Annotated in this window: 13 protein-coding genes; 4 read left to right on the forward strand and 9 right to left on the reverse strand. The window is 45.2% G+C overall.

Going from position 1 to position 11,089, the window contains the following annotated elements:
• Window positions 1-22: 22 nt before the first annotated feature.
• Together Q338_RS01845 and Q338_RS13635 are read right to left on the reverse strand one after the other, a co-directional pair.
• Window positions 23-424 (reverse strand): hypothetical protein, encoded by a 402-nt coding sequence (locus tag Q338_RS01845; protein WP_034291430.1) that lies wholly within the window; start codon window positions 422-424, stop codon window positions 23-25.
• Window positions 425-458: 34 nt separating this feature from the next.
• Entirely contained in the window at window positions 459-4,919 is a 4,461-nt protein-coding gene (locus Q338_RS13635) for a phage tail tape measure protein (RefSeq protein WP_051968405.1), read from the reverse strand.
• 64 nt (window positions 4,920-4,983) lie between these two features.
• On the opposite strand from Q338_RS13635, the gene Q338_RS01855 reads away from it, so the two are divergent.
• On the forward strand, window positions 4,984-5,181 hold the full coding sequence (locus Q338_RS01855; protein ID WP_034291433.1) for a hypothetical protein: 198 nt from the start codon (window positions 4,984-4,986) through the stop codon (window positions 5,179-5,181).
• A gap of 80 nt (window positions 5,182-5,261) precedes the next feature.
• Here the strand turns inward: Q338_RS01855 and Q338_RS01860 are convergent, their stop codons facing one another.
• The 7 genes from Q338_RS01860 to Q338_RS01890 are packed head-to-tail and all read right to left on the reverse strand — an operon-like array spanning window position 5,262 to window position 9,823.
• Complete coding sequence (locus Q338_RS01860; RefSeq protein ID WP_051968406.1) at window positions 5,262-6,026, reverse strand: phage tail tube protein; 765 nt, start codon at window positions 6,024-6,026, stop codon at window positions 5,262-5,264.
• A gap of 5 nt (window positions 6,027-6,031) precedes the next feature.
• Window positions 6,032-6,499 (reverse strand): phage tail terminator protein, encoded by a 468-nt coding sequence (locus tag Q338_RS01865; protein ID WP_051968407.1) that lies wholly within the window; start codon window positions 6,497-6,499, stop codon window positions 6,032-6,034.
• On the reverse strand, window positions 6,496-6,984 hold the full coding sequence (locus Q338_RS01870) for a phage virion morphogenesis protein (protein ID WP_034291437.1): 489 nt from the start codon (window positions 6,982-6,984) through the stop codon (window positions 6,496-6,498). The genes Q338_RS01865 and Q338_RS01870 overlap by 4 nt, the downstream gene beginning before the upstream one ends.
• Window positions 6,965-7,402, reverse strand: a complete 438-nt coding sequence (locus tag Q338_RS01875) for a gp436 family protein (protein ID WP_034291440.1) — start codon at window positions 7,400-7,402, stop codon at window positions 6,965-6,967. Before Q338_RS01875 ends, Q338_RS01870 begins: the two co-directional genes overlap by 20 nt.
• Window positions 7,403-7,406: 4 nt before the next feature.
• A complete protein-coding gene (locus Q338_RS01880) occupies window positions 7,407-8,402 on the reverse strand; it encodes a major capsid protein (protein ID WP_034291441.1) in 996 nt (331 codons plus the stop codon).
• A gap of 59 nt (window positions 8,403-8,461) precedes the next feature.
• Window positions 8,462-8,878 carry a hypothetical protein gene (locus Q338_RS01885; protein WP_051968408.1) on the reverse strand — a complete coding sequence of 139 codons (417 nt, stop codon included), beginning with the start codon at window positions 8,876-8,878 and terminating at the stop codon, window positions 8,462-8,464.
• 9 nt (window positions 8,879-8,887) lie between these two features.
• Window positions 8,888-9,823 carry an ABC transporter C-terminal domain-containing protein gene (locus Q338_RS01890; protein WP_051968409.1) on the reverse strand — a complete coding sequence of 312 codons (936 nt, stop codon included), beginning with the start codon at window positions 9,821-9,823 and terminating at the stop codon, window positions 8,888-8,890.
• A 299-nt stretch (window positions 9,824-10,122) separates the two neighbouring features.
• Between Q338_RS01890 and Q338_RS01895 the strand changes: the two genes are divergently transcribed.
• From Q338_RS01895 to Q338_RS01905, 3 genes are all read left to right on the forward strand, one after another.
• Complete coding sequence (locus Q338_RS01895; protein WP_034291443.1) at window positions 10,123-10,365, forward strand: hypothetical protein; 243 nt, start codon at window positions 10,123-10,125, stop codon at window positions 10,363-10,365.
• A complete protein-coding gene (locus Q338_RS01900; RefSeq protein WP_034291445.1) occupies window positions 10,358-10,579 on the forward strand; it encodes a hypothetical protein in 222 nt (73 codons plus the stop codon). The genes Q338_RS01895 and Q338_RS01900 overlap by 8 nt, the downstream gene beginning before the upstream one ends.
• 91 nt (window positions 10,580-10,670) lie before the next feature.
• Entirely contained in the window at window positions 10,671-10,910 is a 240-nt protein-coding gene (locus Q338_RS01905; protein ID WP_034291447.1) for a hypothetical protein, read from the forward strand.
• Window positions 10,911-11,089: the final 179 nt, after the last annotated feature.

The raw sequence follows: 11,089 nt of genomic DNA on the forward strand, positions 1-11,089 counted from the left end.
AAAATTTCAGGCTGCCTGAAATTTAAATCGTGATGAATTTAATGGTGGCGGTGTACCGTTCGTCCGCCAACTCGGGCGTGGAAAAACGCACGGGTTCGGCTTTGAGTGGCGTGTCGTGCAGCGCAAAAATCACGTTAAACTCGCGCCCATCGTAATGCGTATAAAGCAGTTTTAATTCAGGCACATCTGTCCATTCGCGCAATGTTTGAATGGTGGCGAGCGGCAACCAAACATAATCATCGGCGGACAAGGTAATCGGGCGACCTGCTTGTTTCACACCCTGTTGGATAATTTGGCTGCCTGAAAGCGTGCGTTGCGGCGTGGTTTGCGCGACTGCGTGCCAATCGTGTTCATCTATCCAGCGTAAATCTTCAGGAAACTCAATCACTTCTTGTGTGTCTAATCGGGTTAATTTCAAATTCATAAAAACCTTTCAGGCTGCCTGAAATTCAAAAAAATCAATTTTGCATGGCAATGGCATCGCGCAATTGCTGCTCAAATTGCTTCACGGCTTGATGGGCAACTTGCTGATTTTGCGCGGAAATCAAGTCCGCCAAATGATTGACATTGGTCTCAACACGCACATCGGGCGTGGGCAATGTGGTGGACGTTTCGCGTTGAGCAGCTTCCATGCGCTCGCGTTCGCGCTGTTCGGCTTCACGGCGTTTGCGCTCTTCAAAAGCGCGTTGGCTGGCGGTAATCGCCGCTTCATAATCCGCGCTGGCTTCACGATTGCCTGTTTTTTGGGCAGCTTGCTGTTTTTTACGCAACTCATTGATTTTACGTTGCTGTTCTAAACGCGCCACTTCATCATCACGCCCTTGCGCCGAAAGCAATTCTTTTTCGGCTTCGGCACGGGCATTTTTGGCTTCTTCGGCGAGTTGAGCCATTTTTTGCCGTGCTTTATCAATGGCTTGGTGTAAATTATTCAGCGTGGTTTTATCCAATGCTTTCACATTGCCCGAAGCCATCATCGTGGCTTTACTCAACCATTGTGCAATGTCGCCACCGCGTTCGGTTTCTTGATTTAAGCCATTGATTGTTTTATGGACATTGATATGAAAATCTTGCCAATGGCGTATGGTGTCCGACCACAATGCCGTGCCTAATCGCGCATATCCGCCCGTTTGTTTCAGCGAATAATGGACTTTTTGCCCCAATTCGCTTAACGCCTTGCCTTGTGAAACAATGGCTTGGGTGTTTTTTTGGGTTTCGCTGCTCACTTGGCTTTGGGCTTGAGCGGATTGGGTCGCGGCGGTGGCGACTTGATTGTGCGCGGCAACTTGCGTTTGGGCAGCTTGAACGGTTTGCGCGGCAGCCTGTAAATTGGCTTTGCCTGTTTCGTCAATGACGATTTTGTAATTGTAGGCAGCAGCTTGACTTTGCACCCATGCCATTGCGCTTTGGTCGCCACTTGTCAAGGCAGCCTGTGCTACGCTTTGAAATACACGATTTAATTCCGCTTCAGTGGTTAAACCGCTTTGTTTAATCTTTTCAAAATCTTGGATTTGCTGTGTAGCGGCTTGCGACAAGGCTTCACGGGTTTTAACGCCCAATCGGTCAAACGCAGCAGCAGTCGGGTCTAGCGCACTTTTTAATTCTTGTACTTTTGCCCGCGCCTGTTCCAATGCTTGTGCGCTGGCTTGACCACTGCGTTCAATGGTTTGCAGGGCAACTTCGGCTTGGCGCAATTGCAATTCGGTTGTGGTTTGGCTTACCACCCCCAATTGTTTAAATGCGGCTGCTACTGGACTGGTGGATTCGGTGATTTCTGCCATGCGAATATCTGCTGCTAATAGCGCATTTTCCCATTCCAAAACAGACAATTTGCCTGTTTCGCCCAATGATTTAATTTGATTTTTAAGCGCATCAATATCGGCTTGGGTTTGGGCGTTTTCGGTTAATTTGGCAAAACTTTGTTGCAAAATCACGCCAACATTCATGCCTTGCTCTGCCAAACCATCCAATTGCGAGCGAATTGCCGAAAATTTCATCAAGGCAGCCTGAAATTCAGGACTTGAACCACTTAATGCAGTCGTTAAACTAATACCCAAAGAATCTGCTGCCATTTGTGCCTCGCCCAAAGGCTTGCTGATTGCCGATAAATTCAACCCTGCGCTGGTCGCTGATGCAGCAATAAAATGAATTTGATCTGCGGTCAAACCTGCCTGTGTGCCTGCTTCTGTCAAACTTTGTTTCAGTGCAGACATGGCTTGGGGCGTATCCATTTTGCTGACAGCAGCCTGAAACAGTGTCGCCATGCTTTGGGCATCATGACCAAAGGCTTGTGCTGCCAATTTAAAATTGTCCAACGATGATTGGGCAGATTGGCTTATCCCTGTCGCCATTTGTTCTGCAGTCAAGCCTAAATCTTCAAGGGCTTGACGATTTTTAGCGAGTGGCGATACATCAGAAATTTGCGTGTTGAGTTTGCCCAATTCAGCGCGTGTTTTGCCAATTTGGGTTTCAAGCTGTTTTTTCTGCTCACTCATTCGCCGATACATTTCGGTATTGGCTTCGCCCGAATTTTCCAGTTGGCGTAAAGTAGCTTCGGTGGCATTGATTTGTTTTTGTTGTTGGCGATATTGGGCTGTGAGTTGCCCAATGTGTTGGGTTTGTTCTGCGGCAGCTTTTTTCTGTGCTTCGCTGCGTTCCGTTGTGGCACGCTTTGCGCTGGCTTCCAAGCGTTTTTGTTCTGCAAGCAATTCTCTTGTGGTCTGAAAATGCTTTTTGACATCCGACAATGAGCGTTCAGTAAACGGATTGATTGCATCCAGATAAGCGAGACCTTTGGCTGCATAATCCCCCAAATCGCGTAAACTGGTAAATTGTTCACGCAATACCGTCCCCACACCATAGCCTGCTTCTGCCGCCACCCACAACGCCCCAAAACCTTGTGCAGCTTGCCCCAATTTTGAACCCAAATCTTTGAGTGCATGGGTATTGGCTGTAATGTGTTTCACACCATGCACATTGGCAATTTGAATGCTGCTGCCCAATGTTTGCGCGGCTGCAGCCGTTGACAAAATGGAAGTCTTTAATTGTTTGACCCCCACATCGGCTTTTAAAATGCTGGCTGCGCCCTGTACACCTGCCAAACGCATCGCACCACCCAAAGCAGATGCCCCCACTTTTGCCCCCAAAAACAGCACCGCAAATTGGCTTAACACAGGAAAAGATTCGGATACACTTTGCACTGCTTGTGCCACACCACCTAAAGCATTTGCCGATGCCTGAACCACTGGTAACAAAGCATTGCCCAATTCAATGGCGGTATTGGCAATTTGTGATTTGGCAATATCCATTTTGCCTTTGGTGGTTTCCAAAGCTGCGCCTGCTTCTTTTTGCATCGCGCCAAAGGTTTGGGTGCGGTCGGCGGCATTGGCTAATGCCTTTTCGTAGGTGTCCAATCCCCCCACCAACAAAGCCAAATCATCAGAATATTCTGCGCCAAACATTTTGGACAACACAATACTGCGTGATTTTTCATCTAATTTTTCAATACGCTGTAAAAAATCAGTTAAGGCAGCCTGTGGATTCGCCACAATATTGTCCGCCATTTCTTGAGCAGATAAACCGATGTCTTTTAAACTGTTTTTAAATTCGGCAGATTGTTCGGTGGCAGTTTGTAATTTACTTAAAAGCGCGTTGATGGCAGTACCAGCTTCTTCGGGCGATTTGCCTAAACTCACAAAGGCTGCTGCCAACGCTGCGGCTTCTTCTTTGGCTAATTTGAATTGTTTGGCATTGCCGCCAATTCGCATCAATACATTGCCAATTTCACGTTCTTTGGCAGCCGTTGTGTTGCCCAAAGTATTGATGGCATCGCCCAATTCCGCAATTTCATTGATGCTCAAACCAAACACATTGGCAATTTTGGCAGACATATCGCCTGCTTCTTCTGCTGTTATGTCAAAGGCTTTTGCCATTTGCGCGGTGGTTTTGGTGTATTCAGGCAGCTTATCAAAGGCAATACCCATTTGCCCACCTGCTGCTGCAATACCTGCCAACTCATCAGGCAAAATACCCAACTCACCAGCCAAATTTTTAATTTCATTGGACAAAGTTTGCAATTGTTCAGGCGTGGCATCGGTAACTTTTTTCACTTTTGCCATTGCGCTTTCAAATTCAATGGCTTCTTTTGCCAAATAAGTCAGACCTGCAGCACGGCTGACCACACCTTGAAATTCATCTGCCACATCACGCAAGGTAGGGCGCAAATCCGACAATGATTTTTCCAAACGGTAAATTTTGTCGCGTTGCAATTCAGCCGCACGCGCCAATTCGCTGTGGCTCAATGTGCCACTGTTTTTTAAATTGGCATAAGCCTTTCTGATGTCTTCAATTTCTTTATGAATGGCATCATCAACATCCAAACCCAATACCGTCTTGGATTGAGCGATTTGTTTCAACTGATTGGCTTGTTGGTTTAATTCGCCCAATTTGGCTTTGGCTTGATTGGCTTGACTGGCAAAGGCTTTTTGCTGATTTGCCAAATCTTGCGTGGCAATGCCCGCTTGTTGTAAGGTTTGTTGGGTTTCAGTAACACGTTGGCGCAAAGTGGCTAAATTTTGTTCCAGCACTTTGACATCTTTGGCTTGGCGCACATAAACCATTCTGGCATCATCATTATTTTTATCTGCCAACCACATTTGTTTTAATCTTGCAGCTTCTTCTCGGGCAGCCTGAATTTGCGCGGGCAATGCCCCAATGTGTTTATGCAAATCTTGATAATATTGAATGAGCTGTTGATTGGATTGGGCATTTTGCCATTCTTGTGCCAATCTTTGCGCTTCACGGCTCAATTGACTGGTTTCACCTGATGCCTGATTGATATTGTCAATGAGCTGTTCAATCTGCTCACCACCTGCCACTTGAGCCACAATCTGAATGCCTGTTTTAATGGTGTTATCCGACATCAAAACTTCCTTTTTATTGAAAACCGTTTTAAAATAGCCAAAGTATCACAAGGAGAAACAAATTATGATGAGTATCATTGGCTTATTGTTTTTTGCGTGCTTGATTTACTGGGCGTGGACAACGCCACGTTCTCGTTTGTCTTTTGTCAATCAAGATGAAGAACAGCCCACACCATTTTGGCTCAAAGGGCTACAATATTTGGGCTTGATTGCATTAGGCTTTTTGCTTTGGGCGGTTTACATCACGTTTAAATATGCTTAAATGCGATTGTCTGTTAAATCCCATTTAAAACTGCCTGAAAACGTTTTATTCACGCCTTCAGGCAGCCTGAACGCCCAAAATTAAGCGTTAAACTCTTCATAAATGTAAGGCACTTTGTAGCCATCTGCCAAAACCAAAGTCCCACCAAATTCCGCTTTGGCAAAATCATCACCCAACCAGTCAATCTCGCTCGTTGGTGCAATAACCATGCTCGGAATGTGCAAGATAAAGTTTTTTTGGCTCGCTTGGTTGAAACCGTCTAACCAAATTTCCAAGTCATAATCGCTTTCGGTGCTGGCTTCAATACGAATACCACCGCCCGCTTTGGTTTTGTAAGACACCTCAATCGCTGAACTGGCGTTTACGTTTTCGCAGCTTTCTTTAATGCGAATCCAGCCCAAAGTTTCATTGATTTCAAAGTCTTCTTTTTCAACAGGTTGAGATGTATCGTTTTTCACACTGACCGTGCTGGCATCAATATTGCGATGTACCAAACTCAACCACACGCCTTTTTGATTCACTTCCACCACTTCATCGGTAATCGTTTCCGATTCTTTTTTCAGTTCAACCGATTTACCCAACAAAGCCATGCCCAAAGTCAATTTATTGAACGTATCCGATGCAACTTTGACTTCGCTGGCTTGTTTAATTGTGATACTGTCCAGCGCATTGCCAGCGGTTTCTTTTTGACGTGAAGTGCGTGTTTTGGTTTCAGATTTAGCGGAAATTTGCAGTTGCACCATATTGCCTACATTTTCGCGCTGACTGCCTGAAACACGGCGGTTGCGTGCATACGCCGTGCCAACCAGCAGCAAACCATTGTCATTGTCTTGTTGAATAGCCATAAATGCTAATCTCCTGAATAATTTGATAAAATTTCCGTTTCAAAACGAAGTGGATACAGCGCGAAATTGTCAAAATAAATCGGCTCTAATGCTTGCACTTCGTCAAACGGTTGTGTGGTTATGGGCAGCTTTTTGTCGTTTACAGGCTGCCAGCCCTGCAATTTCGCGCAAATCGCATACAGCAATTCGCCCACCGCTTCGTCTTCATGCGGCACATCTTCCGCGCCGTAAAATTGTTTTGCCAAAATCACGCTGAAACTCAAACGCTTTTTCTTTTGTTTCAATCGGCTATTTGAACTTGTAAGCGGTTGTGAACCGTCAAACACCACATAAACCGTGCCGTCCAACGGCTGAATTTCACGCTCGCCCGTCAATTGCGCCAATTCTTGAACACCTTGAACGTGGGCAATTTCGGGCATTTCAGCCAGCCTGTTTTTCAAAATGGGCAAAATCATCAATAAATTGGGTTTCATGCTTGTCCCCATTGTTGTTGCACAAAGCGTTGTAATTCATCAAGAATGTCCACGCGGTCTTGGCTGGAAATGCCAAACATCGGACGAGCCACCATTTTGCGCGTACCCGTTTGATGATAGGGTGCATACTCCACATTTGTGCCGACTTGCGCCATTTGCGCGGTGGCGTGGCGCGTGATACTGCGTAGCAAACGCGAACTGTCGCGCATCAAGCGTTCTTTGGAACGTGGTTTCAGGTGCGACAAATAACGCTTTTTGTTTTTGCTGCGATATACTTTTTGGGCATAATGCGCTTTGGTGTTATCCGCCCAATCCGCCCATTTTTCGCCACTTGGCGCGATTTTGGTTTCAAAGCGTTGGCGCGTTGAATTTTCCAAAATCGTTGCCAAATTTCGCATAAGTGGTTGCGGATTATTCAGGCTGCCTGAAACGCGGTTAAGCAGTTTGCCGACTTCGCCCAATTCGTCAGAATAGACCTTTAACATCACGCCACTCCTCTGGTTCATTTGGGATAACGGCAATACCACCGCTTACCTTCGCCTCTTCCACGCCTTCCGCGTCAAAACCCAGCATAGACGGATTTTTCATCACGTCTTTCAGCCAGCCAATCGCGTTTTTGTAGCGCGTTTCCACGATGGTGTTCACGCCGTTTTCGTAGAGATACCAACGGGCGATGTCGCACACTTTCACTTTCAGCGTGGCTGGCACGACCGCAAATGGCTCAACAAAACCTGCCGCTCGCAGATAGCCGTTGGCTTCACTTTCCGCGTCTTCAATGGCTTTTTGCAAAACATCTGCTGGGGTAATGTCTTTGTCATGCGGTCGGGTGGTCAATTTCGCCAATTCATGCTTGCCAAAGCGTTTTTCCAAATCGGCTTGGGTAATCAGGCTGCCTGAAATCATGCGCTTACTCCATTTTCAGCGTTGCCACCAAGTTCGGACGCAGCACCAAAGGCAATGGATTAGATTGCACTTCCAAATGCCAACCTTTGTCTAACGGCAATTTTTCGCGTTGCGCGTAAATCATTTCTGCAAGGGTATTGGTGGCAGAATTGGTGTCTGCTGGCGCAAAATACTCGCGGAATGTATTGCGTGTGCCGCTTGGTAACAAAATTGCGCTGCCTGCTTCAATATGGGACGATTTACCACCACCAAAATCGCCATCGTATTCAATGAAACGCACGCCGTTGTAAATAAACTCGCCACCACTGTCTTCGCGGTATTCTTTCGCGTTGTCTTTTTCTTTGACAAACTCTTTGACATTATTGTGGTATTTCAATTTGTCAAAAAATTCAGGCGAACACAAAGCAATAAAACCGCTTACCACTTCGCCATGTGCGTGCTTGCGAAGTTTGCGTTTGGCATCGTCCATCAATGCCCCAACTTGGGTGGACGCTGTGGTCAATTTCCAGTTAAATATCTGACGTTTCAGTTTAAATTCGTCATAAATATTGTAGAAAACTTCGCCAGAATCGCCGTCTTTAATATCGCCCAACAATGCGCCCAACATCATGTGTTCGCGTGTATAAACAATATCGGCTTTCATATCTTCCAAACGTTCCAGCACAACCGCATCAACAGCTTGCGCTTTATTCGGATTACCAAATTCATGCACATTTTGCACTTCATCGGGGCGAATAAAGTCTTCGCGTGGCAAATGCGGTACTTCAAAGCTGCGTTTTTGGCGACCACGTGGTTGCGATGCCGTACCCGAAGTACCGCGTGGCTTACTTTTAACAAGCGTTAAAACACCGTTTTGGTGTTCCACACGTACATAAGTCGTAGTCAAACGCTTTGGCGTAAACAAACCCAATTCACGAATTTGTGTTTTGGGAGATGGCAATTCATTGACGGCTTCAGTCATGGCTTGCATGGAAAATTTGCTTTCGCTACTTAATGCCATTTGCGTATTTCCTTTTGATTAAATTGAATAAAAATAGATTTTCAGGCTGCCTAAAAAAATTAGCGCATATCTGAACTATCCAAAGCCCCTAATGTTTCTACTGTGTTTTTCACTTGAATCGGCGATGGCAAACGAGAATCCGCTCCATCAACCGCCACACCGTAGGGCAACCATGCTTTCATCAAAGCAACATAACCACCTGCTTTGTTAATTTCATCATCGCTGATTTGGCGCATATCCATCACACAATTAAGCGGCTGAATCATCACCAAACCGTCTTTCTCATCACTCAAAGCGACAAAATAGGTGCCATTCGCCAACGCATACGGCACAAGTGCGCCGATTTTTGTGCCTTTTTCGGCGGGGACTTGCACACGGGTCGCTGGCGTGGCTTCGTATTTCAAAAACACGCTGGCGGTTAAGGGCAAAGTTTCTGTGGTGGTTTTGGCTGGGGCGACTTGGGTTTCTTCACTCATGGCAGTTCCTTAAAATTTGTTTTGTGTGGCTTGGGCGCGTTCACGAGCCAAATCCGCAAGGCTGCCTGAAAGTTTTACTTCACTTACTGGCGACGGTGTGTCGCCAGTCAATGCGGCAGGCAATGGCGGTTTGGTTTGTGTCTGCCCTGATAATTTCATTGCGCCAATCATCGCGTCCGCTTGTGCGTCATCAAGCGACAACAACACAGCATAAACCTGCTCGCTGACTTGATTTGCACCCGTCAAACCTGCATCGGACAATTTTTTATCCACTTTAGTTTTCTTTTCGGCATCGGCTTGGGCTTTTTCCAACTGGGCTTTTTCGGCTTCCAGTTCAGCAACTTTGGCTTTGAGTGCATCCAATTCGGCTTGTTCTTCTTGGGTCATGGTGGTTTCCTTATGATTTTCATTAGACAGAGAGAAATCGGGTTTAAAGTCCGTCCCATCGGACAACACAACTGCATTTGTGTGCGCGTCTGCGCCCACCGCAACAAAGCTCACTTCACGCACAGCACAATCACGCAAAATCACAATCGGTGCGGCAACGGTTACGCCATTGACCACCATTTCGCCCTCACGCAGTTGCTCTTGTCGGGCGGACTGAATGTAGGCAGACAACTCCCACGGATAGCCTTCGTCCGCAGTCGCTGCAACGTGCTTGCCCTGTTCTGTGGACAGCAAAGTGCCGTCAATTTGCAAACCCTGCGGCGACACGCTCAACGCGCCCACGCCTACTTTTTGATTGGGGTCGTGTTCCAGCAAAACGCCTGTTTTGGCGCGATATTGGATATTGGACAAATCCACAATGTAGCGGTCGCCCCACTTTGTGAACACCTGACCCGAATGGGCAATGCCCGTGAATTGGCGGACAAAGCCGTTATCAGACGCTTGGTCGCCAAATTTCAAGCCAGCATCTTGGGCAAGTTTGATGTGCAATACAGTCATGTTTAAAAAACAGTTTTGGGAAAAAGATAGCGCATTGTTTCATACGAAAAACCCATTAACTAACTGATACATTTCAACAAATTGAAATTTTACAAATAGAAAAACCATTTTGTTGTCATCAACAAAATGGTTTTTAGGCGTAATTGAATTGCAGTTTGTCCACAAAATTTAATGGCATTGGTATGTATTACACAACATATTGATGAAATAAGGGATTTAATTTATTAAAATAATTCCTTGCTTTATGATTGTATATTATTTAATATACGATAAAATCAACTCATTTTTCGGGAGATTTTATGTATCGGGTTTATGTTTTAAAGCAACGAAAAGGCGGTAGTGAAGTGCTTGCCGAAACCAAAACGCAGACCAATAGCTTCGCCACCGCGTCTGCTGCGTTTTGGGAATTACACCAGCAAGACTTTGACGCTAAACATTTGCTTTTGATGAGTAAAGACAATAAACAAATTAACGCTTACCGCTATCAAAGCAAAGCTGGCGAGCGTGATTTTTTAGAATTGGGGGCAAATTTAAATGACTGAATACAATAAATTATCAGATAAACGAAAACAAGCTATTGCGAAAAATTCGCAAGACTGGTTGAAAAAGAATCGGGTGGGCTTGGTGTCCAACGTCAAACCCGAAACACGGGCTTTGTTTGATTCTATTCACGAGAAATTATTGAGTGAAAACAAGGTTTCTAGCAGAGAAGATACGGTCAATTATTTGTGCAATTTTTTTCTGCAAAATACTTGACAAGGTCAAGTATATTATATAATATACACACATCAACAAAAGTTGATAACCGACCAAGCGGGTTCTTGGATTTTCTGAACAAGGAAAAAATATGGATACAAAAGAAAGCCTTGAAATTCAAAAGGCAAAACAGGAAAATGCGATGGCGTGGGAAAAGCATCGTTTAGAAATGAAAATTTCTTATGACAATCATCAAGTTGATTTGGAAAAGAAAAAAATCGCAAACGATGTCGCAAGGTCAAAAGCAAAATGGGTGTTTTGGTTTGCGCTACTCACATTTCTGAATGCAGGTTTTGCAATTTTCAACTTAATCAGCAACATCTTTAAATAAACCAACCGCCCAACTGCTTATTAAGCGGTTGGGCATAAAGGAAAAATGATGAATACAGAAAAATTTTATCTGATGGGCGCAAAGATTTTGACTGCATTGTCAATTATTGCATTTATTGTTTGCGCTTACCTTGTTTTTAAACTCTTGTAAACCAGCCAAATCAGAAAACCGCCAAATTT

This window comes from Alysiella crassa DSM 2578 (assembly GCF_000745955.1).
Taxonomy (GTDB): domain Bacteria; phylum Pseudomonadota; class Gammaproteobacteria; order Burkholderiales; family Neisseriaceae; genus Simonsiella; species Simonsiella crassa.